Origin of the sequence: Peribacillus sp. YIM B13482 (assembly GCF_042787975.1) — a bacterium.
GTDB classification, from domain to species: Bacteria; Bacillota; Bacilli; order Bacillales; family DSM-1321; genus Peribacillus; species Peribacillus simplex_A.
This window is the reverse complement of sequence record NZ_JBHZPF010000065.1, coordinates 1-23,622: the sequence shown is the minus strand read 5'-3', so window position 1 is coordinate 23,622 and position 23,622 is coordinate 1. Positions and strand designations below refer to the sequence as shown.

The 23,622-nt window shown below is 37.2% G+C and carries 24 protein-coding genes, 1 other RNA gene and 1 pseudogene; 10 read left to right on the top strand and 16 right to left on the bottom strand.

Going from position 1 to position 23,622, the window contains the following annotated elements; translation table 11 throughout:
* Nucleotides 1–89: 89 nt before the first annotated feature.
* Together ACFX4L_RS22275 and ACFX4L_RS22270 are read right to left on the bottom strand one after the other, a co-directional pair.
* Nucleotides 90–455 carry a DUF948 domain-containing protein gene (locus ACFX4L_RS22275; RefSeq protein ID WP_377406215.1) on the bottom strand — a complete coding sequence of 122 codons (366 nt, stop codon included), beginning with the start codon at nt 453–455 and terminating at the stop codon, nt 90–92.
* Between the two features lie 96 nt (nt 456–551).
* Nucleotides 552–923 carry a DUF948 domain-containing protein gene (locus ACFX4L_RS22270; protein ID WP_061463149.1) on the bottom strand — a complete coding sequence of 124 codons (372 nt, stop codon included), beginning with the start codon at nt 921–923 and terminating at the stop codon, nt 552–554.
* A gap of 171 nt (nt 924–1,094) precedes the next feature.
* Here ACFX4L_RS22270 and ACFX4L_RS22265 point away from each other — a divergent pair, with 171 nt between their 5' ends.
* Nucleotides 1,095–1,427, top strand: a complete 333-nt coding sequence (locus ACFX4L_RS22265) for a four-helix bundle copper-binding protein (protein WP_061463148.1) — start codon at nt 1,095–1,097, stop codon at nt 1,425–1,427.
* A gap of 210 nt (nt 1,428–1,637) precedes the next feature.
* The gene (locus ACFX4L_RS22260) at nt 1,638–1,946 is read left to right on the top strand and encodes a hypothetical protein (RefSeq protein WP_377386470.1); all 309 of its coding nucleotides are present in this window, start codon (nt 1,638–1,640) and stop codon (nt 1,944–1,946) included.
* A 127-nt stretch (nt 1,947–2,073) separates the two neighbouring features.
* Here ACFX4L_RS22260 and ACFX4L_RS22255 read toward each other — a convergent pair whose 3' ends face one another.
* The gene (locus ACFX4L_RS22255; protein WP_377406213.1) at nt 2,074–2,745 is read right to left on the bottom strand and encodes a hypothetical protein; all 672 of its coding nucleotides are present in this window, start codon (nt 2,743–2,745) and stop codon (nt 2,074–2,076) included.
* Between the two features lie 330 nt (nt 2,746–3,075).
* Between ACFX4L_RS22255 and ACFX4L_RS22250 the strand changes: the two are divergent.
* Nucleotides 3,076–3,281: pseudogene (locus tag ACFX4L_RS22250) on the top strand (YqaE/Pmp3 family membrane protein).
* 84 nt (nt 3,282–3,365) lie between these two features.
* Here the strand turns inward: ACFX4L_RS22250 and ACFX4L_RS22245 are convergent.
* Nucleotides 3,366–5,936: a DEAD/DEAH box helicase gene (locus ACFX4L_RS22245; protein ID WP_377406211.1), complete on the bottom strand. Its 2,571-nt coding sequence runs from the start codon at nt 5,934–5,936 to the stop codon at nt 3,366–3,368.
* 632 nt (nt 5,937–6,568) lie between these two features.
* Between ACFX4L_RS22245 and ACFX4L_RS22240 the strand changes: the two genes are divergently transcribed.
* Complete coding sequence (locus ACFX4L_RS22240; protein WP_377406209.1) at nt 6,569–7,528, top strand: sensor domain-containing diguanylate cyclase; 960 nt, start codon at nt 6,569–6,571, stop codon at nt 7,526–7,528.
* Between the two features lie 283 nt (nt 7,529–7,811).
* Here ACFX4L_RS22240 and ACFX4L_RS22235 read toward each other — a convergent pair whose 3' ends face one another.
* Together ACFX4L_RS22235 and ACFX4L_RS22230 are read right to left on the bottom strand one after the other, a co-directional pair.
* Nucleotides 7,812–7,988, bottom strand: coding sequence for a hypothetical protein (locus ACFX4L_RS22235; RefSeq protein ID WP_155727305.1), 177 nt, complete (start codon nt 7,986–7,988; stop codon nt 7,812–7,814).
* Nucleotides 7,985–8,731, bottom strand: coding sequence for a type II toxin-antitoxin system SpoIISA family toxin (locus tag ACFX4L_RS22230; protein ID WP_377386519.1), 747 nt, complete (start codon nt 8,729–8,731; stop codon nt 7,985–7,987). Before ACFX4L_RS22230 ends, ACFX4L_RS22235 begins: the two co-directional genes overlap by 4 nt.
* 316 nt (nt 8,732–9,047) lie before the next feature.
* On the opposite strand from ACFX4L_RS22230, the gene ACFX4L_RS22225 reads away from it, so the two are divergent.
* Entirely contained in the window at nt 9,048–10,133 is a 1,086-nt protein-coding gene (locus tag ACFX4L_RS22225) for an MBL fold metallo-hydrolase (protein ID WP_377386482.1), read from the top strand.
* A 344-nt stretch (nt 10,134–10,477) separates the two neighbouring features.
* Here the strand turns inward: ACFX4L_RS22225 and ACFX4L_RS22220 are convergent, their stop codons facing one another.
* Nucleotides 10,478–11,431 carry a DMT family transporter gene (locus ACFX4L_RS22220; RefSeq protein ID WP_377386485.1) on the bottom strand — a complete coding sequence of 318 codons (954 nt, stop codon included), beginning with the start codon at nt 11,429–11,431 and terminating at the stop codon, nt 10,478–10,480.
* A 296-nt stretch (nt 11,432–11,727) separates the two neighbouring features.
* Between ACFX4L_RS22220 and ACFX4L_RS22215 the strand changes: the two genes are divergently transcribed.
* A complete protein-coding gene (locus ACFX4L_RS22215; protein WP_061463139.1) occupies nt 11,728–12,054 on the top strand; it encodes a YnfA family protein in 327 nt (108 codons plus the stop codon).
* 863 nt (nt 12,055–12,917) lie between these two features.
* Here the strand turns inward: ACFX4L_RS22215 and ACFX4L_RS22210 are convergent.
* From ACFX4L_RS22210 to ssrS, 3 genes are all read right to left on the bottom strand, one after another.
* Nucleotides 12,918–14,135: an MFS transporter gene (locus ACFX4L_RS22210; RefSeq protein ID WP_377386491.1), complete on the bottom strand. Its 1,218-nt coding sequence runs from the start codon at nt 14,133–14,135 to the stop codon at nt 12,918–12,920.
* Nucleotides 14,021–14,284 carry an MFS transporter gene (locus ACFX4L_RS22205; RefSeq protein ID WP_377386494.1) on the bottom strand — a complete coding sequence of 88 codons (264 nt, stop codon included), beginning with the start codon at nt 14,282–14,284 and terminating at the stop codon, nt 14,021–14,023. The genes ACFX4L_RS22210 and ACFX4L_RS22205 overlap by 115 nt, the downstream gene beginning before the upstream one ends.
* A gap of 307 nt (nt 14,285–14,591) precedes the next feature.
* A non-coding RNA gene (gene ssrS / locus ACFX4L_RS22200) (6S RNA) lies at nt 14,592–14,779 on the bottom strand.
* Between the two features lie 342 nt (nt 14,780–15,121).
* Here ssrS and tatA point away from each other — a divergent pair.
* Nucleotides 15,122–15,328, top strand: a complete 207-nt coding sequence (gene tatA / locus ACFX4L_RS22195; protein ID WP_377386497.1) for a twin-arginine translocase TatA/TatE family subunit — start codon at nt 15,122–15,124, stop codon at nt 15,326–15,328.
* Between the two features lie 315 nt (nt 15,329–15,643).
* Here the strand turns inward: tatA and ACFX4L_RS22190 are convergent, their stop codons facing one another.
* On the bottom strand, nt 15,644–16,942 hold the full coding sequence (locus ACFX4L_RS22190) for a protoglobin domain-containing protein (protein WP_377406207.1): 1,299 nt from the start codon (nt 16,940–16,942) through the stop codon (nt 15,644–15,646).
* 330 nt (nt 16,943–17,272) lie between these two features.
* Between ACFX4L_RS22190 and ACFX4L_RS22185 the strand changes: the two genes are divergently transcribed.
* Nucleotides 17,273–18,334 (top strand): DUF3900 domain-containing protein, encoded by a 1,062-nt coding sequence (locus ACFX4L_RS22185; RefSeq protein ID WP_377406205.1) that lies wholly within the window; start codon nt 17,273–17,275, stop codon nt 18,332–18,334.
* A 256-nt stretch (nt 18,335–18,590) separates the two neighbouring features.
* On the opposite strand, the gene ACFX4L_RS22180 is transcribed toward ACFX4L_RS22185, so the two are convergent.
* Nucleotides 18,591–18,884: a hypothetical protein gene (locus ACFX4L_RS22180; RefSeq protein ID WP_264897171.1), complete on the bottom strand. Its 294-nt coding sequence runs from the start codon at nt 18,882–18,884 to the stop codon at nt 18,591–18,593.
* Nucleotides 18,885–19,082: 198 nt separating this feature from the next.
* Between ACFX4L_RS22180 and ACFX4L_RS22175 the strand changes: the two genes are divergently transcribed.
* The gene (locus ACFX4L_RS22175; RefSeq protein ID WP_252280903.1) at nt 19,083–19,298 is read left to right on the top strand and encodes a helix-turn-helix domain-containing protein; all 216 of its coding nucleotides are present in this window, start codon (nt 19,083–19,085) and stop codon (nt 19,296–19,298) included.
* A gap of 98 nt (nt 19,299–19,396) precedes the next feature.
* On the opposite strand, the gene ACFX4L_RS22170 is transcribed toward ACFX4L_RS22175, so the two are convergent.
* Together ACFX4L_RS22170 and ACFX4L_RS22165 are read right to left on the bottom strand one after the other, a co-directional pair.
* Nucleotides 19,397–19,549, bottom strand: a complete 153-nt coding sequence (locus ACFX4L_RS22170; protein ID WP_377386509.1) for a hypothetical protein — start codon at nt 19,547–19,549, stop codon at nt 19,397–19,399.
* Nucleotides 19,550–20,057: 508 nt separating this feature from the next.
* Nucleotides 20,058–20,906: a pyridoxamine kinase gene (locus ACFX4L_RS22165; protein WP_053346497.1), complete on the bottom strand. Its 849-nt coding sequence runs from the start codon at nt 20,904–20,906 to the stop codon at nt 20,058–20,060.
* 209 nt (nt 20,907–21,115) lie between these two features.
* Between ACFX4L_RS22165 and ACFX4L_RS22160 the strand changes: the two genes are divergently transcribed.
* Entirely contained in the window at nt 21,116–21,655 is a 540-nt protein-coding gene (locus tag ACFX4L_RS22160; RefSeq protein WP_377406203.1) for an ECF transporter S component, read from the top strand.
* A 139-nt stretch (nt 21,656–21,794) separates the two neighbouring features.
* Here the strand turns inward: ACFX4L_RS22160 and ACFX4L_RS22155 are convergent, their stop codons facing one another.
* Nucleotides 21,795–22,919 (bottom strand): baseplate J/gp47 family protein, encoded by a 1,125-nt coding sequence (locus ACFX4L_RS22155; RefSeq protein WP_377386513.1) that lies wholly within the window; start codon nt 22,917–22,919, stop codon nt 21,795–21,797.
* A gap of 202 nt (nt 22,920–23,121) precedes the next feature.
* Nucleotides 23,122–23,433 (bottom strand): DUF3888 domain-containing protein, encoded by a 312-nt coding sequence (locus ACFX4L_RS22150; RefSeq protein WP_377386522.1) that lies wholly within the window; start codon nt 23,431–23,433, stop codon nt 23,122–23,124.
* Nucleotides 23,434–23,622: the final 189 nt, after the last annotated feature.

Sequence of the window (23,622 nt, the reverse complement as noted above, 5' to 3'; positions counted from 1 at the left end):
GAGTCTCGCACTTCCGCTCCAATCAACCTTAAATAGTTTCGTTTTAAAAACAACAATCTTTACGAAAAGAGCCTTTTATTATGATCTTATTATTTAAATTGGCTTTTGGGTTTGATAGCATTGATTTTTTTCTGGGAAAACTCTGTCCGGAAGCCGTTAGTGGCTTTTTTAACAGAGTCTGTAACTGAATGTATCGCTTCACCAACATCTTGAGCAGAATCCAATAATGGTTCAACCGTTTTTATTTTAGTTTTTACATCGTCGGTGATTTCATTTGCAGTTTGCAATAATTGTTTCGATTCGCCGGACAAATCGTGGATGGCATTTCTCACCTCAACCAATGTTTGATTGGCTTCTCCTATCGTGACCATTCCCTTTTGAAGAGTACTAATTAAAAATACGACCAACCAAATGAAGGCTAAAGCGATCGCAGCCACACTATATTGAATTATCAAGATAAAGCTCCCCCTCTATATTAAATAGTAGAAACGATTACTTTAAATAGGTTAGTGAATCCCGGGGTGCCTGTTTTTTAGTGATAAATGATGATACTATTTGATTATTATTTGAACCCCCTCAGCTTCAGTTCGAGTGGATAAATCCTTAGGGCGGCCTTCCAAACTGGCTTCTTTCATGGAATTGGTTACATTATGAATCATTTCCCCAACATCTTGAGCTGATTCTAGCAATGGATCGACATTTTCCATCTTCCCTTTTACATCCGCTGTAATTTGATTGGCAGAGTGGATCAATTGTTTGGACTCTTGCGTCAATCCATGTACCGCATTTCTTACCTCTTCCAGTGTCTTATTTGTTTCTTCGAGCGTTCCCATTCCTTTACGCAGCGTCTGGTTGACATTATATATCAAATACACGACGGCTCCGGAGACACTGGCCACACTTAATTTAATAAACATTTTCATATATCCACTCCTTTCATTTAAATTTATGCACTGCCCCTTCCATTAATTCCCTAAAGCCTTTCACGTGTCCGGTCAGTTTTATAGAGCCATTCACCTTAACCTAAAAGAAGTTTAAAGGATAGTATAAAGGATAATAGTAGGGAGAGACCATATTTAGGAGGAGATTTGTTCATGTCACATGAGAATTATTCATCTGTTATCCAAACTTTAAATGATTGTATGACTGCGTGTAATCATTGTTACGACGCATGCTTAAAAGAAGATCAAGTAAACATGATGGTGGAGTGCATTCGCTTGGATCGGGAATGTGCGGATTTTTGCTCTTATTTAGAACAGGCGATAGGAAGAGGTACACCGTTTATTTCAGAGTTGGCTGAAGTTTGTGCCAAGATCTGTGAAAACTGCGGGAACGAATGTAAAAATCACGATCATGAACATTGTCAAAAATGTGCTGAGGCATGCTTTAGATGCGCAGAAGAATGCATAAAATTAGCCGCTTTATGAAAGGAATAGCACTAAGCTATTCCTTTTATTTTACTTCCCCTTTACCTACCCATTACTTTGTTAAATCTATTTAAGGATGATGATATAATTTATATATTCTAGCGAGGTATATGTTGAAATTTTTTAAAGATGAAATTTATAAAAATACCAAAGACATATATTGAAAACCGCCATTTTTAGGCACACTAGTATTAAAAACAGGAGGATATTATGACACCTCGAAATGCGGCTAAAGCTGATTTAGAAGTGAAAGATACCCCCGCTTCACCTGATAAGGAAAGTGAATTAGCCAAACTCAATCGATTATTAGGTGCAGTCATGCGATATTTATCAGATGATGAGCAAGAAGAAATTGATATAGAGTATCTTCTCGAAAACACCGAAGGGCTGCGGGATTGGTGGAGCGCATATAGGGAGCTTGATCGAAAACGGGTCGAAGAAGAAATAAAAAATTCCCTGACAGCTCTATCCCTTGAAGAACTTGAAAACATCCGTGAACAAATCCGCACAAAGGAATAATAAAAAAAATCCCTGCACTGGGATTTAACCAGATCATACAGGGATTTTTTTACTTTCTTCTATATACAAATACATTTTTTTGAAATTAAAAAACATTCCGTTCATGCGGCAGCAGAAATCATTTGATTCAAAGACCACTCAATGAACTTAGTTCTAGTTGAACGATCATGGAATCAACTAATGCATGCAATGGATTTAAAACTGTGTTTCCTGTCTGAAACTCATAACGTTGAGCTGCTTCAACCATTGATAATTGCGCCACCGACAGCGGTCTTTCCCCACTATTAAAGTGGTGCAGGAACTTAACGATTTCCTGGTTATATTTTTCACCCAATCCCTGCATAATGAATTCAAACGTATTGTCGATGATGATTACTTCAAAATCCACACCCTCATATTTTTCAGCATGTGCATTTAAACGTTTGACAGTTCCTTCGACAGTAGCAGGGTTCGTGAATAATATGACTTGCGGTTGCCGCAATTGGCAAATTTGTTCAAAATATGGTTCATCGATTTTAATGATAGGCATGGGTAAGGAGAGTTGTTCTTCGTTTAAAAAGGCGATGTAATTCGTACAGGTTATCAGGATGGCATCCACTTTACATTCGGCAATCCATTCGACTTGTTCTTTAACCATTTTTTGAGCATCCGAATACTTAAACTTTACATCCGATGCCACCCTTTGCATCAAGCCTGGATCTACAAAATGAAGCCATTCAATATCAAATTTCGAGAAGGCTTTTTCTATATATTCAATATTTGTATAGTGTGCATGCAAACAGCCTATCTTTTTTCTCATGAATTTCCCGCTTTCAGTCAGTTTTCTGATTATTCTAATACAAAAAGACGTACTTTGCCCACTACCTGCAAAAACGATATTTTCCTTTTCCTAAGCCAGCCACCTCATGCTTAATCCAAGATAAAGAATCCCTCAAAAAATATATCTTTAAAGACAGCATGCCGGTTGGGTATGAAGCGGACACCCGGGCATATATTTATCAAGGCAATAGCAAGGGTATCATCAGGAAAATGGAACGGTAGCTTTACACTTCAAGTAATGCTAGTATTACTTGTAGATTGTCAAGTCGTAAAGTTCAGATGAAAATCTTAATTTTGGAGAGTGTTTATTATTCTATATTTAATCGCGATTCTTTTCCCCCCTTAGCCGTATTATTAGCGGGTAAACCCATTCAGGCTTTGTTTAATTTAATCCTCACACTAATTTTTTACGTACCTGGTTTAATTCATGCCATCTTAGTGGTGCATGATAAAAAAGCTGATAAACGTATGAAGCAGCAAGCATCACTTATTGCTAAAGCGAAACGGAATGACTGAGTATATATTCAACAGATTACAACCCGAATACCTACACCAAAGGTGTTCTTTATTCGGGTTGCTCAATATTGGAAAAATTTCAGTTTAGTTGAATCTGTGTGACTTCCTATGCCCTCTGTGGTAACAAGCATCACATATATGAAAACGGGAGTCATCCGGCAACTTTTTTCCACAGCGCTTGCATTTTTTTTGATAATTCAACATTTCGTCTTTTAACTGATCATGAACGCCCTCACTGATTTCTTCACGGATACGCTCCCAGTAAACAGTTTCAGTCCTCTTACCCATCCGATATAAAAATAATAGATGAAGGCCTATCGCTTTATAAGAAAGCTCCAGTTCCTCCAGATTTTTAGTCTTGATGATCGGTTCAGGAAGTTCACTGCTCTCGGCAATCGCTTCGACCGTTTCCAGCCACTGCTTGATCAGACTTGGTTCTTTCGCTGAAAAAGGGATATGCAAGAATCCATATAAATCCATTAAGGAAAAACGCGCTTCAATTTCAGTATCCCGTATAAGCTCGTAAAGCTCCCTTTCTTCCGATAGTGATGCCTTTTTCGTGCCTTTAGGAGGCTCGAACCTCTCCCACATTTCGAAAAATGTTCCTAGATTCCTGTAATACTTTTGAAAACGTTCAAATACAGCCGAGGTTGGGGCAATAGTGAAGGTCTGAACTGGCTCATCTACTTGTTCCAACAACTTATTCATGATTTTAATCTCTGCTGTAAATGCCACCTTGCCAGTATCGTAAATCCCTTTTCTCCCTGCTCGACCTGCGATTTGTTTGATTTCTTGAGAAGTCAATCTTCTTCTTCGAGTCCCGTCGAATTTTTCATTTTCAAGAAAGACGATGCGTCGGATTGGCAAGTTCAATCCCATTCCTATCGCATCTGTGGCTACCACCACTGAAGTTTCACCGCGATTGAATAACTCTATTTGCCGTTTTCTGTTTTCAGGTGGCATACTGCCGTATATCATGCTGACATTATGTCCACTCTCTTTTAGACGGGATGCGGTTTCCAGTACGTGCCTTCTTGAAAAACAAATGAGCGCATCCCCTTTTTTGGTATACTTCAATCCAAATTCCTTTTGTTCTACCTCCAGCGGTATTTCACGTCTGTATTCGTGGAGTTCTAAATCTGCTTCATTCAGTAGGTTCAAAAGCATCATTTTGATATTCTTGCTTCCGATAATGTGTACTTCTTTCGCATTTGCTTGTGTGATTGCCCTAAACCACGAAAAGCCTCGATCTTTATCGGCAATCATTTGGGCTTCATCTATAACGATCACTTCATGGTAGTCTTTTTCATGAAACATTTCAACTGTGCTGGAAACATGATTAGCACCCGCAACTGCCTTTTCTTCTTCACCGGTTTTTAATGAACAAGGAACACCATCCGCATTTAATTTATCAAACACTTCGAGGGCTAGTAGTCTAAGGGGCGCCAGATACAAACCGCTTTCCGCTTCTTTCATTTTTTGTAGGGCCTTATGTGTCTTCCCGGTATTGGTCTCTCCGATATGCAAAACATACCTAACTTTTTTCCCTAATGATGGAGTATAGGCCTTTCCGATAATGTCATCAATCATCCTTTGCTCTTCAGCCAGCTTCTTTGCCTGCTCTGCCAATACTTCAGCTTTTCTTCTTTCTCTGTTCGCCTCGTCCTTTTCAAATATTTGTTCGTGCAATGTTTCATTAAAAGGAATTCCTTCAAGGCTCAGTAAATCAGAAAGGTATTCTTCCTGAAGTTCATCAAAACAGGCCTGAGACAAATCAGCCAATTCATCCCTTAATATACCTTGAAGGTCTTCAACCGTCAGCCTTTCCCCATATGACTCCAAAAAATCATGATGCAGTGCAACAGGTAATTGGTTCAAGTACTTTTCTGGGGCTAATTTCAGAATGAAATCCGAAACTAGCCTTTCATACCGGTAGAAGTAATTTTCATACTCAAAATGGTTCCTTCCCCAATCGTGTAACGAGTGAATATCGCCTGTCAGCTCTTCAAAAAAATCAGAGACCATAAGGTATTCGGCTGCTTGAAATCCCCCCTCTTCAACCAATCGTTCTTCAAGCAAGTATGGATCGACATATTGAAATTTAGGCTTATTATTAAGATCCGCTGCCAAATTTCCAGCAATATAATTCCTGACATGTAAATATAAAAGCAGTGAGCTTTTTTCAAAAAAAGTATTGGCCTCTTCTTGAAGTCTAACGCGTATTTTCCATCGTTGCTTAGCCAGCCGCTGTTCTTCTTGTCGCTTAGTGAAGTTATCCCTTGCATTTTTATATCTCTTCTCCCAATCATCTGGATTTTCAGCAAAGGATTTTTTTATCCACGATAAGGCATCAAAAGGACGATACTTCTTTAATTCGTTCCGGAACATGCTATTTATCAGCTTATGATCTGAACCTTCTGTTACAAATCCCCTTTCGCTTAGAAACACCTTTTTTTCCTTCCTGGGCACATCGTTTGATGCTTTATTTAACCAAACATTGATCCAAATTTGCTCAATAAAAGAAACCCTGTCTGATATATATGTTGCAAACGAAGGCATCGTCTCTTGATTCTCTAAAAAGTAATCCATATCCTGGATTATTTTTTCCTTTGTATTGTCTATAGCAATAGGATATATACTTTCTAATTTTCCCATAATGATCCCCTTTTGAATTATCCTGTATGTACTTTATTCTTACCTTTTATCCTCTCCAAAACATTTTTTTAAATGAGCCAGATACATTCGTTTTATCTAGGTAATTCATGTGGTTCTTAAATCATGACAAGGAACAGAAATGCCAAGCTGCTTTAACCTCATGCGAGCCAAGGTAAATATGATAATTGATACTAATTTTGTACCTGAAACGGTACTCTTGCCATTTCACGTACAGTATAATACAGGTTAGATAGACTGATTATTGACTTAAAGGAAAATATCGGTTATTAAGTGATGCCCATACCGGCATACAGAAACGAATAGCCGATTAGCCATTTGGAGATCAGGCAAAAGAAATTTAATGATATTAAAAAAAGCAGAAAATAAAATAATGGTCAATTTTTAACTGACTGACAATCATACTGAATTAAGAAAAATAGAAACAGCCCATTAAACGGTCAGCTTACCGATTACATTCCATCAATAAAACGAATCCAACCCCTTAATTGAGTTTAGTGGAAATCCTGGTAACTGTCACGGTATTCAGATTCCGCTTTTGTGTCTTTCTAGTTCAATATGAGAAATAACATCCGGAAACCTAAAAAGACTAAAGATAAAAGAGGAGCCTGAAAATGATTCAGCAAGATATCAATTATTATAAAAATTTTGACTCTATGGCTAAAGAAGTATTAGCACTATTAGCCCAAACCATTGATGTCAATACATTCTTTCTTTCGATATTGAATCCCACACAGAGTTTTATGATCAAATCCTTCAATAGAAATGCTAAGTTAATTTGTGAAGGTGACATCCTTCCTTATAATATGGCTTATTGCAAATTAGTTGTTGAGAATGGCTTGGAACCACTCGTAATCCCGAATTTAAAGAAACATGATTTGACTAGTGGCCACCCTGTAACGAAGTTTATCGAGAATGGGTGTTTTATGGGAACGCCCCTTACAAATGAGGGTGAAATCATTGGTACATTATGTGCATTCGACATTAAACCTTATGATTTTAAGGAGTATGATATGATACTCATCAAATCTTTGGCAGCTTTGATTAGTCAAACCATCATTCTTGAAGATGGGATAATCAGAGATCCTTTGTCAGGTCTTTATAATAGGCACTTCATTTATAATTATTTTGATTTTCATGACGATAAAACAAACGATGAAATGGCCATTCTTTACATCGATCTTGATCATTTTAAATTTTTCAATGATTCCTTTGGTCATGATGCTGGAGACGACGTTATAAAAAAAGCGGCTGAATGTCTTTTGCAAACCGTCCCCCGCGGGAGTCATGTGGCACGTATAGGTGGAGATGAATTCATTGTATTATTACATCCATCGCATTGTGAGGATTTAATGAAAAGCACACAGCAAAACGCAGAATTAATATTAAACCAATTATCCACAATGCCCATTCCCATTAAAGGAAATGATTATTTTGTATCAGTTAGCATAGGGATAAGCTTTTATCCTCATAATGGTACGGAAATGGAGTCACTTTTGAAAAAAGCTGATCGTACGATGTATACAGCTAAAGAGTTAGGTCGAAAGAATATTCAATACTTTCACCCGCTGTGATTGAAAAATAAAAAAACCAGTTCTCCTTAGAGACTGGCTTTGACTTTTACCTTAAAAAAATCCAACGTTTAGCTTTAAGCCTTTGCAACAGCTTGAGAAGATCAGCATTTTCCTTATGTATCCGTTTCTCGGATGGTGAAGCCGAGGGGGCCGGGATGTTAACTCTCTCGGGTTTTTTGTTCATATCCTGAAAGACCCTTCCTATTCCTTTAGTTTTGAATAGTATATGCGGGCTTTCCATTAAATATCATAAGGCAAAGGAAAACCTCTGCCTTGATTCTTATTAAACACTTTTTAACCGGCTGAAGCGTGCAGCTTTTTCTTTTTGTTTTAGGATAATGCGTTCGTTTTGTTTCATCACCTTTTTAGTATGGGGACTCAAACCTACGTCGGGTATTTTCACCTGTGGTTTGATTACGGCAACTGACACTTCACTGCCGGCTTTATCATAAATGCTCATTTATCTTCACCACCCGGGTTTTGTTTTATGACCATATCGAACATCATGATTAATAATGCTATTAATAAACAATCGACTTCTGAAACGAAGCTTTCTGATTTAACGTCAAGGATATAGGATTCCATCAATATACTTACTGGCTGCAGAGCCATTTTTTCTTCATCATTATAATACGTATCTTCTCTTTCCAATGTAGCACGAATGGTACTGCCATTCAAGTTCGGATGCCCATTTATCACCAATTGCTTGTCCTGTTCCGTTTTGAAAGGAAGGATTTTCACGTTCATCCCTTCTTTTACGGCATAAGCTTGAAGGAGAATGCTCAAATAAGCCAAGTATTCCTTATTCGTTTGATAATACTCAGGAATTCCTTCTTTTTTAAGGAGATGAAACATATTCTTGACCTTTTCCCTATTATCCGTTAAAAGTTTGTCACTTTCCGCAACGGCTTTTGTTGCATAGGACAATTCATTATCGCCAATTTTGGATATATACATGCTCAAGAACACAAACATATCTATCAGGATAAATACAATAGCCATAATCAAGAAGTTTTTCCATTCGTTAAATATACTCATCGGATAGAAATTCCAATAAATCAATGCTCCTAATATAAAAATGACATACCAGGTTTTTCGAATCGCTTCAATCCTTTTACTTACCCTATCTTTATATTTCCAAGAAAGAATGACATATGCTAATAAAGCAATAAATACTACCCATACAAAGACTCTGAAAAACATTAACAATCGTTTTATCCCCCTACCATTCATACGGCTGTTATATCCCATATCCGCTCTCTATATTATTCATTATATATACCCCTTTTCCCTGCCTGGGGCGGGTGAAACTTAAACACTGGTCATGAGTTTTCAAAACACTCCTCCCAAAGGGAATTTCCACTATATGAATCATCGATTTCACCAAGCAGCAACACCTGTTCTCAGGAGGGTAAATCTATATCATTTTTCTTGTGGGATATCGCAGTAAATAACCATACAAATTCTGTGATATGATAAGTTAACGAAAGGTCTGATTAATATGGGAGGAACATAATTCATGCTGAAAATTATAAAGATCATCATTTCTTCTATTATACTAGTGTTACTTTTCCTTAACCTCTATCCTCCGCTGGGGAGGCGGACAAACAAAGAAAAAGTGCGAAGTTTCACTACTAAAGAGAATTTTGCCAATGGGAAATTCCACAATCAGATCCCTGCTAGTCAATCGATGAGTTTTAAACATACCGGTTCCATTTTACGGGATTACATAAAAGGCAATCCAAAAAGAAGGCCAGACCATCCTATCGGAATTGGAACAAAAGAACCTGTATCTGTGGATTCCAATAAGGTCACCTGGTTTGGTCATTCTGCATTCATGTTGGAGATAGACGGGAAAACCATTTTGGTGGATCCGATGTTTGGCAAAGCACCCACTCCGTTTCCTTGGTTTGGGAATAAGCGGTTTAGCGGGGAATTGCCTGTTGATTTAGATTCACTGCCTCCTATCGATGCCGTCCTGCTCTCACATGACCATTACGATCATCTGGATTATTTCTCAATAAAGAAAATAAAAGATAAGGTCGGTCAGTTCATTGTTCCACTGGGTGTCGGTGGACACCTTGAAAGATGGGGCGTTAAACAAGAACTGATCCAGGAACATAATTGGTGGGATGAAGTTTCATTCAAGGATTTGAAATTTGTTTGTACACCTGCAAGGCATTTTTCTGGAAGGAGTTTAACCGATGGCAATACGACATTGTGGTGTTCTTGGGTAATTAATGGAAAACGTGAAAAGGTATTTTTCAGCGGTGATAGTGGATATGGTAGCCATTTTAAAGATATCGGCGAAAAATACGGTCCTTTTGATTTAACTTTAATGGAATGCGGCCAATATGATGAGCGCTGGTCAACCATCCATATGATGCCTGAGGAAACTGTTCAAGCACACATCGATGTACAAGGAAAACTGATGATTCCCATTCATTGGGCTGGGTTCACATTGTCTTTTCATGATTGGACAGATCCGATAGAACGGGTAACAAAAGCTGCCAATGATCTTGCCGTCCAAGTCTGCACACCTCAACTGGGCGAGCAAGTATTGATCGGTTCAGCAGATTTCCCGCAAACAATATGGTGGAAATGAAAATGGACCATTCAGTTTGTAGAAAAAAGGGGTTCGGAAAACGTATCTTTTATCAAATGATGTTCCCGAACCAACTGACTCAAAGCAATACCTACAACTCTTCAGGTATGATTTCTATCTAAGTTTTGTAACAAAGTTGATTAGAACGGCTCTGCGGGACTCCTGCTTAGAAAAGCGAGTCTAGGGAGACCGCCCGCGAAAGTGCCTGGAGTGGAAATCAACATTCAAATTGTACAAGCCATAAAAAAACACCCCGTAAATGCTAGTTTGGTTAACATTTACGGGCAGTTCAAGTTTGCCTACAGTCTGAATGGTCCATTCCTATTAGGATGGACCATTTTCATTCATTTCACACTTTGTTCCTCTTTATATTCAAGATTCACTTTTATCGTATGCTCTTTCTCCCCTTCAAAATAATTCGTCCCTATTACACCTAAAATGATTAGTACTGACCCCATAATATCGTAGATTGTTATATTTTCATCAAGAATGAGAGCTCCCGCTGCAATCGTGACAACCGTGGAAAGATTTGCAAATACACTCATTTGAGATGCTTTGATTTTTGATAAAATCGTATTGGATAATAACGAAGTGACCAATGAAGCCAATATTCCCAAATACAAAATGGAACTGATGAATTCCATGCTTGACCATGGTGTAAAGAATTCCGGCATTGTTGCTTGTTTTAAATGGGTAACGAGCGCGGCAACGTTAAAAATGACAAAGCCTGTTCCCATCATGAAAAAGGACATTTCACCTGGTGTATAGTCCTTGGCAAGCGAACGGGTCATCGTTGTATAACATGCAGTAGCAATACAGGAGAGCAGAATCAACACCATCCCAAGCATGTCGGAAAAATTGATCGTGCTCCCTTTCATCACAAAAATAAAAATGACCCCAACTACCGACAAGACAATCGAAAGTTTTTGATATAAAGATGTTTTCTCCTTAAGGAAATATCCAGCTATCATTAATGTTAGAATTGGGGTGACGGCAGACAGAATTCCAGCATCGGTGGATTGCGAATACTTAAGTCCGAATGTTTGAAAGGTAAAGAAAAGAGTGGGGAATAGCAAGGATAGTGGAACCAGATTTTTAGCCGACTCCCAGGAATAGTTCAACTTAATGACTTTAAAGGCGACAAGGAATAAAATGATGGCGAAAGAAACCATGAATCGGAACGCCAAAGTATCAAGCGGATTCGATTCTGCAATCGCCATTTTCGTGAATAAGAAAGATAGGCCGACAATACATGAATGAAATAGGGCTAACATGCATACAAATGTTCGGGATTTCATGGATGCAACTCCTCAACTAGATTACTATATTTCCTTTTAGGTATAGTACCCTTTGTATCTGACTTGCAACCCAAGTTAGAGTTAAAAGATGATGATGGCTTAAATTCTATTGAAAGCTACAATTCTTCATAGATCAATCATGCATAACAATATCATATTAAAGAAGGATCATTTTCATGCTTTAACGGTGATGATCCATGTAACTTTCGGTCCATATTCACTTTTTCTTCAAAAGTCTACACTTTAGAACATTGCTAAGTATGATAAAATTCAACGAGAAAGAGAGGTATACATAAATGTTAGTTACTACAATAGTATTCCTAATGGCAGGCCTAGCCGAAATTGGTGGTGGCTACCTAATTTGGCTTTGGTTAAGAGAGGGTAAATCCATTTATCTAGGGTTAGCCGGAGGGTTTGGGCTGGTATTATACGGTATCATAGCAACTTTCCAAACGTTCCCTACCTTTGGACGGGTATACGCTGCATATGGCGGGGTTTTCATTGTTTTATCGGTTTTATGGGGATGGGGCATCGATAAGAAAACTCCTGATCTATATGATTGGATTGGAGCTGCAATCTGTTTAGTCGGGGTTTCAGTCATTATATGGGGACCTAGACAGTAAAAAAATGAAAGGGCCTTAGCCCTTTAATTCCTCACTAAAACCTTCACTAGGTGTTTGGCCGTTTTACTAATATCCAAGTAGCTTTACCAGCCTTTCCCCTTCAATAATTCCCCACCCAACCCTATAGGCAATAGATCGCCTATTTGTAGAATTCATCTCATGCCTTAAAGCAAGCTTATTAGCTGCTTTCGATTAGGGTACGTTAGAACAATTTCTTTTCCTGCCTGCTTACAGTCATATTGCTGAAATTATCGTTATGAACCAAATTCCCACTGCTGAAATGATGCTATCCCCCAACACTGCCGACACCTGCATAAAAAACGCCCTCTTATCAAAAGAGGGCGTTTACGATTATAATATTAAGCATCTAAGGCTTCCTTACGCTTTCTTTTCTTAGATTCGGTTATTAGATCATAACCAAGATAAAGGATGATAGCTGCGCCTAATAATTTAATATATAACGGAATCTCCGCTATGAAGAAATATATCATAGAGAATAATGTACCTATAATGCATAACCAAAAAATTATGTGCTTTAAAAATTTCAAAGTAATGACTCCTCTCAAAAGATGAGATTAATTTCTAGTTCGCTCCACTTCAAGGAGGAATTAATTATCCGTACAATCATTCTAACATTTATTCTTTATATAATGGAGTGAATTGCATTGCGAAATTATGAACATTTAAGAAACTTTATCCTTTCGATCTTTTCCCTCTAAGGTCAGGGCGAACAATTCCACCAAAATCGTTACTAAAACGTATAAATACCGGAATCATGACTCCTCCAACAGAAGCCCTCAAAAACGAATGAGCATGAAATGACGGCGAGGGTATCCATGCATTCCATTTCATGCATTTGACTTTTACAAAACATTCATTTTATCGGATTCTACCACTATTTCTTCATTTGGTTCCGAATGATCATTTTTGTAATATGCCATTTTCACTGGAACGAATGATAAAGCAACTGCTGCTATCAGACCTGGAATGGCAAAGGCAATGAAATTCAATTGGATGGGCAGCGAGATGGACAATAAAAATCCGCCGAGTATAGGTCCTAGCATACCGCCGATCCTTCCGATTCCAGATGCAACACCTAATGCAGTCGATCTAATATTTGGTGGGTAGTATTGTGAAACATAGGCTTGTACAAGGTTTTGGGCACCAATGGTACAGGCACCTGCAATCGCTACCAAGGTGTAAATCATGAAGGAACTTCCGCCCATTCCCAATAGCGTCAAACTGACTGCCCCAAGCGCATACATCGGCACAAGCATTTTCTTGGATCCATAACGATCACAAAGTTTAGCGATTATCAGCGTGCCAATGATAGCTCCCCCCTGCAGAACGATCAAGAAACCTAAACTTGAATTCAGCGCATACCCTGCCTCGATCATTAGCTTGGGAAGCCATGTATTCAATCCATATACCATCAATAGACACATGAAAAAGGCGATCCAGAACATCATGGTGCTTAGAGTACGGGCCCCCTTAAACAATCCAACAATCGGCATATTCGTATCAGTTTTTTTCACTTCTGCAATTTCGTCCCTGATGTCGAAATTGCTCTCAGGACTTACCTTGGATAATATCCTGATCAATTCTTCTTTTCTGTCAACTCTGATCAGATGCGTAGAAGCCTCTGGTAAACGCTTCATCATGAAGGGTAAAAATAACAGTGGTATTCCCGCAAACCAGAATATTGACTCCCAACCTAGGATCGGCATAAACAAGATACCCAGTATCGGGGCAAGCATCCCTCCGAATGAATATCCGCACAAAACGACCGAAACGACCATGCTCCGCATCGTTTTCGGTACATAATCCGTCAATAAGGCAATGACGTTCGGCATGATGCCCCCAAGCCCTAATCCCGCCAAAAATCGGAAAGTCGAAAACATGGTAGGCGTGTTCGCAAATCCACATAAAAGTGTAAATAAACTAAATAAAATCAGCGAAATCGCTATTAATTTTTTCTGCCAATCCGATCTGCCAATGTACCAAAGAAGATCGCCCCGAACATCATTCCAAATAGACCATAGCTGCCCATAGCCCCCGCTTCCACGGAAGTTAGGTTCCACTCCTCCGTCAATACCGGGACGACCGTTCCGTAAACGACAAGGTCATAGCCATCAAAAAGGATTATTATAAAACACCATGCCAGCAACCCAAAATGAAAGCGGTTAAATTTACTGTTGCTAATTACCTCGGTTGTGTTAATACTAGCCATAAAATTTTCTCCTCCCTAAGGTGACTGCAGTAACTCCATCCAAATGATAGCGCTTACGTAATTATTAAAAAAATATCGACACACCATAATTTTATATAAATAGTGAACCGAGTTATCTAATTATTATTATAATAGCTAATTATCAGATATTTCAATAAAAACTTTCACATATTATTCATAAATCGTGGGTCCTTACATTTTAATTTTTCTGACAATACCCATTCGTGTATCTATCTACAACACTCTGAACATTAGTAAAAACAACAAAAAACCAGCCCCAAATCGGAACTGGTTTCTAATTTTAAAAATATAAGCCGCCATTGCCGTATTCAAGTAAGAAAGTTTTAAACCACCACTCCTCAAAGTGGGTGTTTGCAAAAACAATCCTGTTGTCCAAGTCAGTGACGAGGCATAACATTCCTGTTTCGATGTAAAACTCCCTATTACAGCTTAAAGGTTAAAACTTAATTATCATTACGAACAACGCAGCTTGTATAGTTATAATACCTAAATACCTTCAATCTTGCAAGTTTAATCATTCCCAAGCAATAAAATTTTTCATGTAACACGAGCGAAATAAGCTGCAGGCCTATACGGAAAAAACCAAAAGCGACACTCTTCACATATTAATTTTATATATTGCATTGGCTAAGATAGGCAGGAAAGATTTTTAGATATAATGTGCAAGATAAAATAGGACAAAATAAATTTAAAATGCTTGTCTAACAGAAGTCTAATTTATGATGTTGAACATTACAATTAATAGTAGATAACATTTGCAAATACTTGTCAGGAGTCTATAATATTAACTATCAGATTTGATTGGAGTGACTAGTAATGTTTTCAAACATTGGTTTTCCTGGTTTAATTTTAATTCTTATTTTAGCTTTAATTGTTTTTGGACCGAATAAGCTTCCGCAAATCGGACGGGCAGTTGGCACCTCGCTTAGGGAGTTCAAGGATGCAACAAAGGGAATAACAGAAGAAATTCAAGAGGAATTCAAGGATGACGTTCAAGCTGCAAGAAAAGAATCGCTAAAATGAAAAAGACGCCTGCACGCAGCAGGCGTCTTTGATGCGTTTGAGGCGTAGAACCGTCAGGCCACATCCCGACGTTTAGCTAAAAGCTAGTTCTTCGGCTTACACAAATTAGCTCATCGCTTTATTAATATAACATTAAACCTATATTTTTTCAAGAGATTAATTAAACACCCGATTAAATAATGAAATGATAATCCTTATTCCATAATTGCTTTGAGGTTTTTTTATCAAAATATTCTATCGAGTTGTTTATTAAAATATAAAATACTATCACATAAGCCACTTTAAGATGTTCCTTCTAACAAACCTTATGAACTTCTACAAGTTCATCGTTAATTGAGTCAATTGATCCGAGGAAACGGCCACTTGATTGAACGCTTCATTAATTTCCTCGAATATAACATTCATTTCAGTCATTTCCTTGGTGATTTTAATATTCTGCTCTTTTACTGAAAGCATGGCCTTTGCGATATCGGTAAAAAATATGCTCGTTTCTTTACCTTGTTCCGTGCCTTTAGTAATCTCCCCGCTAACCATTGAAATAGATGTATTCATAACATTAGTAAAATGAGCAATGCCACTAACGAGTTTCACTACTTCCGAAATTGATTCTTTGGTATTTTCCGAAAGCTTCCTTACCTCACCGGCTACAACCGCAAATCCTCTACCATTTTCACCCGCTCTTGCCGCTTCGATCGCTGCATTCAATGCCAACAAATTCGTTTGTTCTGCAATTGAAGTGATTATCGTGACAATTCGTCCGATTTCCTTTGATGTATTGGATAGCTGTTCCATATCTTTTGAGATGAGCGTCATTTGCTCCTGTGTTTTTGCCAATCTCTTCTCTAATCCTTGTAACAGTTCAACGCCTTCATTCGATTTTCCCTCTGTCTCTATCGCAATGTCCGAACCCTTTTGAGTGAAATCATGAATTTCGACTACCTTATTTGCCATTAATTGAGTCGCTGAACTTGTCTCTTGACTGATTGCTGCCAATTCTTCTGCATTATGATTCACCTGCAGTTTAATCGTTTCTTTTTCTTCTTGGTTTTTTATACGCATCTTTTCATTTTCAAGCTCATATGCCTCTAAAACGATTTGCTGCTCTAAATTGAAAATTTTGGTGATAGCCAGAATGTTATCCTGATATTGCTCAGTATTCTTTATATTAGAAATTACATGAATGATTAATGATTGCAGTAAATCTTGAAAAGCACTCATATACCATTTTGGCTGCAGTCCTATTCGCACATGTACTTGTGCGATGACATAACGCTGTTTGATATACGCATCATCAATTGTACCACTGAACATTTCGAACATATGACGATGAAGCGTCTTTTTCAACCTATCAACAGAACTATTTTCCGAAATGATTTTCATTAAAGAGGATTCATTTTTTAGATTTTTATAAAAATTTTCTATAATTTGGCTCAAATGTTCTTTTACTTCATCTTGTAAAGACCGAATAAAACATAAATCCCCGATCGTCAAATGAATCATGTCCACTTGAGTCAATACGCTCGGAAATTCAGTGATATTTATACCGACTTGTTCCTTAAATTGCATATAGTCTATAGCATCTATCTTTTGTCTGTATCTCCATATACTTTTCATGATTGAATTGCCCTCCAATTTATCTACCCATATATACTATTTCGACATTAAGGCTGTTAATCTAAACTACTTTAAAATATATTTTTATTTTGCAGTTCATTTTACCTATTAGATTAACCGTTTATGGAGTATTTCCTGTAATCCTTTATTTTGGTCTTGTGGAGTTTTAACATTATCCCTATTTTTCTATAAGTATGATTTTGAAATAATGCACCAAAATCATTCTATTATTCACGCCAATAGTTTGACGGAATCACCGTACATCTCTATACTTATTAAGTCTTAAAAAAGTACGGGAATTATGCTTAATAATTGAAGAAGGTGACATTCATGGATTTTACTATTACCTATCTGTCTTTTTATTTAATCCAAGTCGAAGGAAAAGGCGATCAGGCTGATAAACGTTTTAAACATTTTCAAACCCTTGATACTGAAGAATACGAAGAAAGTCCACTAAAGGATTTTTTGGATGGGGAATTGATGAAGATTTCCAAACGAAAAGTGGACCGTCATCCAAAAACTGAACAAATACCGACCAAAATCGGTTCTTTCATTGTCGAAGAAGGCCATGCACTTGATTCCAACCCTAATTACAATGTATTTAACCGGGTTCGATATGCTAAAACGAAAGAAGAATTCCAAGAGGAAAATGAACAATTCACGCGGTCTTATATTGATACAAGTGCCGTCCGTGGCGGTGTCTTCATAATCGCATCGGCTAAATTATCGAATTATCTCGATGAACCATTCGTTTTCTTATTAAAATGTGATTTCGAGCCAAAAGTTGCTTCCATTTCGGATGAACGGACCCTGATTAGGCACGTTGAAATGGCAATCACCACTAAAAATATGAAATCCATTCAATACCCCTACATGCCCGAAGAAGGAATGGTTGAAGAAGGCGAACTGAAAATCCACCAGGCTTCACATGCCCGCTACTTTGAGGACTTCTTGAAATTCGTCGAATATGGAGAATCGATGCCTGAAATCATGAAAAACCAGGTCATCCACATGGTTCATGAACATGTATCAGCACAATTCGAAGAAAACAGTGACGAACTGCACAAATTCGAACAGGACCTGGAAATCTGGGAAACGAGTGAAAAGCGAGAAATTCAAGAACGCCTTGAAACGCACCAAGTCGTCGAAGCCACTGCCCAAATTGTCGAGCATACACCTGAAGCCGAGCTGCGAATGAAGCTTGGCAGTACATCTATCAAAGGACTACTAGCCGATTTTGGCGATAGCATCCATTTAGGGAAGATTAATGGGAAGTATGTATTAATGATAGAATCCAATGCAATAGAATTCGATAAAGGTGTTTCGCCGATTGAGTTTCATAGACCGGATGATTTACAACTACTGATAGAAAAAATCATAAATAAAAGTTGATAATAGCCCGAGTCACACGAATATTTGATGATTTGTGAGCAAAAATGCGAGCAGTTATGTGATCAATTTTCGACCTTAAAATACTATTAATACTCTTATATCTAGCTACTAACTTACGTTAGTAGTTTTATTTTTTTCTCATTTTAAGCAAGCGTTTATTTTTTCTCTGTAAATTATAAAAACCCCACTCGTTTAGAATGGTGTCATAACTTTTCATCTTTTCGCCTACTTTTAAATGTTACGAGATCGCAAGGTTTTATAAAAACATTGAACTGTAATCCATGTAGTCATCTGCTTCATCGAAAACTGAGATATTTTCGCATTTGTGATTCCAATTGTTTATGTTAGGCTCAATGACTGTTCCATCGTTTAATGTAATTTTCATTTCAATAGTAGAGATTCCTTCAAGTTTATATAACGCTTCAATTAGTGCTTGTTTTTGGTTGTCCGAATTTTGGTTAAAGTTAAGTTCAATGCCCAAGTTTGTGAATACTCCGAAAGATTCTCTTACCATTTCTTTACCTTCTACTGCTACTGTCTGATTTGTCATCCCTTAACCGCTCCCTTTGTTTTGTTATATCGAATCTTATGTCTGTTTTCTCGAATTATTGCTTCGTTTTTGTAAAGCTAATATACCATTTACCAAATATGGGTGTCAACACCAATTCGAAAAAGTTTTATATTTTTTTTAAAAGCTATGGTACACTAAACTAAAGATATTCAATATAAACCTAAAGGAGTGGGTTACATGTTCACCTATGCACCCCTAATGGCTACACTACACAAACGTAAAATAAGTAAGGTTGATTTACAGAAACAAACTAAAATTTCATCATCTACATTGGCTAAGATAGGAAAAGATGAATTTGTATCAATGAAAGTTCTTAATGAAATCTGTGATGTACTTCATTGTGAAATCGAGGATATAATTGCTCATGTAAAAGAAGAAAACCACCAATCTTAAATGACTGGTGGCTTCTTGAATAAAATGGAATTTTATTGTAGATATTGTTATTATCACTAGCTTTTCTTTTTCTTTATTCCACTTCATTGAGCTAAGGTTTAATCCTTAGCTTTTTTTGTTTTTATTTCCTGTTGATTTCTATCGTAAATATTGATAATCATTTTAGCCATTTGTGTAATATTTGGTTTATTAAGAAATACTACCGTTTCTTCTGGGATAACTTTTTTTTGTAGCTTCTTATTTTCTTTCATTTTGATTTCTCATCCAGAAAAGGTTTATCGTCAAGTTTACCCTTTTTTAATAAATCAAAATATAACTTAGTGAATGCCTTACCCATTAATTCCATATTAGGCTCATTTTCTAATGTAATTTTACAGGGTGGTCTATCTACTTTATTTGTTTTTGCTCTCCAGGGAATTTTTGCATTTTTCTAAGCAACCTAATTGACGCATTTTCTTTATTATTTCTAATCTATCCTTATCAGGAAATAGAGCTTCTAATTCCTCGATTGTAGATAATATTGTTTTTTCTTCAAGTAATTTTTCTTCATCTTTGTAAAGGTCTATGGAAGTTAAATATTTTCAAACTTTAACGAACATAAATACTGGCTGTTGTGAGGTAAATAGAAAGTTTCCTTATTATTTAAGTGATTTTTTACAATATTCAGCAAAATATAAGTACTATTTGATTTATACAAAAAGCTCGGTTAGTCAAAAAGCCGAGCTTTTGTTACTCTATTTTTTCCATTTTTTAAAGCATTCATAATAACATTCGTAAATATTTTTCGAAGTTAACTCCTTCTACTTTAGGAATTTGCTCCAAGGAGGAATCATTGATAGCCTCTGTCAGGAATGCCACTGCGAGCTGTACGGATTTTTCTAGGTTCTCTCCACGCATCATGCTTCCCATAATCACAGATGCAAATAAATCACCAGTACCTGAATAGCTTTCACCGTTATACTGCGTCGCACTATAAAAGGTTCTACTTCCGTCCAAATACATATTTCCGATAAACTGCTTCTCTGAATCTGCTGACGGTGGATTCATTCCAGTGATGATAACCTGAGCTCCCGTTTCTTGCTGCAACATATTCCCTGCTTCTTCTATCGCTTTAATATAGTCCTCTTCGTTTGAATAGCTATGTAGCTTTTCATAAGACAATCCGGTTAATAAACAGCACTCTGTAACATTTGGTGTAATGACATCTGCACGCTTCACCAGTTCTCTCATAAGTACCAGTAATTCATCGGTAAAAAGTTTATAGACTTCTCCTATATCCCCCATTACTGGATCAACAAGTAAAATGGTTTCTTTTGTATAAAATTTATCTAAAAAATGGAAAATATTATTAATTTGCTCTTCACCAGTAACGAAGCCGGTATAGATTCCATCAAAGGTTACATTAAGCTTGCTCCATTCTTCTATGAAGTATTTCATTTTGGATGTAAAATCTTCACAAAAAAAACTTGGATATCCGGTTTGCGCAGTCAATATGGCCGTTGGTAAAGGGCATGCCTGCACGCCCATGACCGAAAGAACCGGAATTGCAGCTGTTAATGAACATTTTCCAAAAGATGATAAATCCTGTAGTACAGCAACTTTTTTCATAATAACCTCCATATGGCCTATCCACTTTAAACTTTATTTATCTTATCATAAATCAGCTAAAAACAGTCATCTCCTCTCTCTTTTCAATACGTATAATATCTGTATTTTTTATCAACTGACCTCATAGTTTTTTAATAAATTGACACTTTTATAGACACCAGTCTTTTGCTAAAATCATAGGAAAATTCTAGTTAGGAAGGTTTACAGATATGCAACATACACAAAGTTATTCAAGGTCAAGTCAAAAAACTATGGATTTAATTATTACCGCAATGTTGATTGCACTCGTGTTCCTATCTACTTTCTTTTTGAATATTAAACTGCCAATTGCCGCAAATGGAGGGTTAGTTCATCTAGGAACAGCTATGCTTTTTATTGCATCTATTTTATTTGGTCCTAAAAAAGCAGCTCTTGCTGGTGCGATAGGAATGGGGTTATTTGATATAGTTGGAGGGTGGACATTGTGGGCACCTATCACCATTGTGGCGCGTGGTTTGCAAGGATATATAGTTGGTAAAATCGCTTGGTCAAAGGGTCGCAACGGTACTAGCATTGCTTTCAATGTAATAGCAACAATCGTTTCCATTCCATTTATGATAGCTGTTTATTATATTGGTGAAGGGATTCTATACGGTAATTGGATTGCACCTTTAGCTTCGATACCTGGAGATCTCGTTCAAAATATATTAGGAATTATCGTTGCCGTTCCAGTTTGTGTGGCTTTGAAAAAGGTTCCTTATTTTAAGTAAATTCGCTATAAAGGTAAACGTCAAGTAGCCCCCAAATACTACATGGATGGTGTATTTGGGGGCTATGTTTTGTTTGCTTCCCTTTTTATCGGTACTCTGCATGCAGAGGGTAAACTAGATGAACACGACAAGACTTTATCTATTTCTTTTTTTCATTCTTAAGTCTTTTAACGTGAGCTCTCATTTTATCTAATTCCATTTGTTTCCCTTCTTCATCATTTGCCAATGCAGAAAATAAAGCTATCGTGCCTAATTTGTCGATATTCAAGCCAGTATAAATAGATCCATCGCCTACTGTACCACCGATAAATCGAACAATTGTATCTTTTACCTCAGTTATATTTGAACTCTGAAATGTGTTATCAGTTGTTAAATTCACGCTCGCAAAAACATTAACTGTATTAGCTGGTGTATAGGAAACTTTATGAGAAACACCACTCATATCCAATACTTGAAAGGAAGATGTGCCGTATGGCTCAATACCCGCAGGACCCTTGTCAAAAATAGCTTCTGCGATTTCTTGACCATTCCCACCCAATACATACACTTGATAACTATTAGGCGGTGTTCCGTTCACTGTTACGTTTGTATTGTTATTATGAATGTTTGCAGCCCTTACGCCTAAAACGTTTTGCACGGCTGAAACAATGCTGTTAGGTGTTGCATACCCTTTTATCCCGTTTGTTTCCAACAACCTTTTTCTTAATTCAATATCTGTTTCTTTTTCTCTCCCGCCTGTAATAGCTTCAGAGTTTATTACTGTTTCAATGTTTGAGCTCGGTTCACTTTGTACGGTAATTGTTCCAGGTAATGTGTTGCCGATTAAACCAGCTGTAAGACTTACAACTGACCCCGTACCTATTCCAGATGAATTCAATAACGCATCTTCTTTTAATGCATAATCTACTCCTGTTTCGGTTTCGAATCTAGTCCCACCAACAACTGTATAATTTGGAGTTCCTGTGAAATCAACAGTTCCCTCTGCATATAATTCCGGGTTCCTTGAAGTCAAAAAGTAACTAGTCAAGTAATCTAGGTTTTTGTCTACTGCTTCCGAAGGATGTCCGCTATGATACACCTTTTCTGCCAATTCCCATACCTTTGCAAGTATCCATGATAATAGACCACTGATGATACCATTAGGGCTTTTATATGATAAGTTCACATCTTCACCAAACAGTTCCTTTTGTTTTTGATCAATTTCTTCTTTCAAGTCTGCTTGATTAGGGCGGTTAAACCCTTTTTCCGAAAGTCCCCATGCCATTAAATTTCAACTCCCTCCAGCTCCACAATTTCCCCGTCTTCTTTGCGCATGATTATATCAATTGAAATATTACCAAAAATACTTTCTGACAACTTGCCTACCGTACAGTATGAATACACTGTGCTTGTGGAACTATCCTGCCCCGTTAGTTCCATAAAAAAAGCGATCCTTCTTAATGAAGACCGCATCCGTTAGTTGAAGTTCAAGGATATGTTTTTATGTGCTTATAATTTATTAACTCACCCCTTGTATCTACAACAACCTCATCTATTCCATAACTATTATGAGCATCATAATAAGGGTGAACTTTTAGAGTTATCTCATATCCGCCACCAACTCCATAAAGTTGCTTAATTTTGAGTATTTCTGTGTCATACGAAGCCCAAGTAAGATTACTTGGTGCATCTTTATCATCTTTATAAATTTCAGCAATTGCTTTATCTACTGGTTGTCTCAGACTATTTATAAGTGCATATTTAAGCGTTTCACATAGTTCCGTATCAGCTTCATTTATTGTTTTAGGGGTACAGCCACATCATCATCAAGCTAACAATAACGAGTTACCCCAAAACGAGAAAAACGAGTAAGATGCACAAAATTTTCGTTCTGGGGGTATTATGATATCTTGGTATGTCAACACTAAATCAAACAACTTTTTTAAGGGCTAAGTTTCGATAAGCCACCGGACTTAAGTAGCCAAGTG

Bases quoted from the DNA above. Each gene is read 5' to 3' on its own strand.
- ACFX4L_RS22270 (WP_061463149.1), bottom strand. From the start codon at position 923: ATGAAAATGTTTATTAAATTAAGTGTGGCCAGTGTCTCCGGAGCCGTC.
- ACFX4L_RS22265 (WP_061463148.1), top strand. From the start codon at position 1,095: ATGTCACATGAGAATTATTCATCTGTTATCCAAACTTTAAATGATTGT.
- ACFX4L_RS22260 (WP_377386470.1), top strand. From the start codon at position 1,638: ATGACACCTCGAAATGCGGCTAAAGCTGATTTAGAAGTGAAAGATACC.
- ACFX4L_RS22255 (WP_377406213.1), bottom strand. From the start codon at position 2,745: ATGAGAAAAAAGATAGGCTGTTTGCATGCACACTATACAAATATTGAA.
- ACFX4L_RS22245 (WP_377406211.1), bottom strand. From the start codon at position 5,936: ATGGGAAAATTAGAAAGTATATATCCTATTGCTATAGACAATACAAAG.
- ACFX4L_RS22240 (WP_377406209.1), top strand. From the start codon at position 6,569: ATGATTCAGCAAGATATCAATTATTATAAAAATTTTGACTCTATGGCT.
- ACFX4L_RS22235 (WP_155727305.1), bottom strand. From the start codon at position 7,988: ATGAGCATTTATGATAAAGCCGGCAGTGAAGTGTCAGTTGCCGTAATC.
- ACFX4L_RS22230 (WP_377386519.1), bottom strand. From the start codon at position 8,731: ATGTTTTTCAGAGTCTTTGTATGGGTAGTATTTATTGCTTTATTAGCA.
- ACFX4L_RS22225 (WP_377386482.1), top strand. From the start codon at position 9,048: ATGCTGAAAATTATAAAGATCATCATTTCTTCTATTATACTAGTGTTA.
- ACFX4L_RS22220 (WP_377386485.1), bottom strand. From the start codon at position 11,431: ATGAAATCCCGAACATTTGTATGCATGTTAGCCCTATTTCATTCATGT.
- ACFX4L_RS22215 (WP_061463139.1), top strand. From the start codon at position 11,728: ATGTTAGTTACTACAATAGTATTCCTAATGGCAGGCCTAGCCGAAATT.
- ACFX4L_RS22205 (WP_377386494.1), bottom strand. From the start codon at position 14,284: ATGGCTAGTATTAACACAACCGAGGTAATTAGCAACAGTAAATTTAAC.
- tatA (WP_377386497.1), top strand. From the start codon at position 15,122: ATGTTTTCAAACATTGGTTTTCCTGGTTTAATTTTAATTCTTATTTTA.
- ACFX4L_RS22190 (WP_377406207.1), bottom strand. From the start codon at position 16,942: ATGAAAAGTATATGGAGATACAGACAAAAGATAGATGCTATAGACTAT.
- ACFX4L_RS22185 (WP_377406205.1), top strand. From the start codon at position 17,273: ATGGATTTTACTATTACCTATCTGTCTTTTTATTTAATCCAAGTCGAA.
- ACFX4L_RS22180 (WP_264897171.1), bottom strand. From the start codon at position 18,884: ATGACAAATCAGACAGTAGCAGTAGAAGGTAAAGAAATGGTAAGAGAA.
- ACFX4L_RS22175 (WP_252280903.1), top strand. From the start codon at position 19,083: ATGTTCACCTATGCACCCCTAATGGCTACACTACACAAACGTAAAATA.
- ACFX4L_RS22170 (WP_377386509.1), bottom strand. From the start codon at position 19,549: ATGAAAGAAAATAAGAAGCTACAAAAAAAAGTTATCCCAGAAGAAACG.
- ACFX4L_RS22165 (WP_053346497.1), bottom strand. From the start codon at position 20,906: ATGAAAAAAGTTGCTGTACTACAGGATTTATCATCTTTTGGAAAATGT.
- ACFX4L_RS22160 (WP_377406203.1), top strand. From the start codon at position 21,116: ATGCAACATACACAAAGTTATTCAAGGTCAAGTCAAAAAACTATGGAT.
- ACFX4L_RS22155 (WP_377386513.1), bottom strand. From the start codon at position 22,919: ATGGCATGGGGACTTTCGGAAAAAGGGTTTAACCGCCCTAATCAAGCA.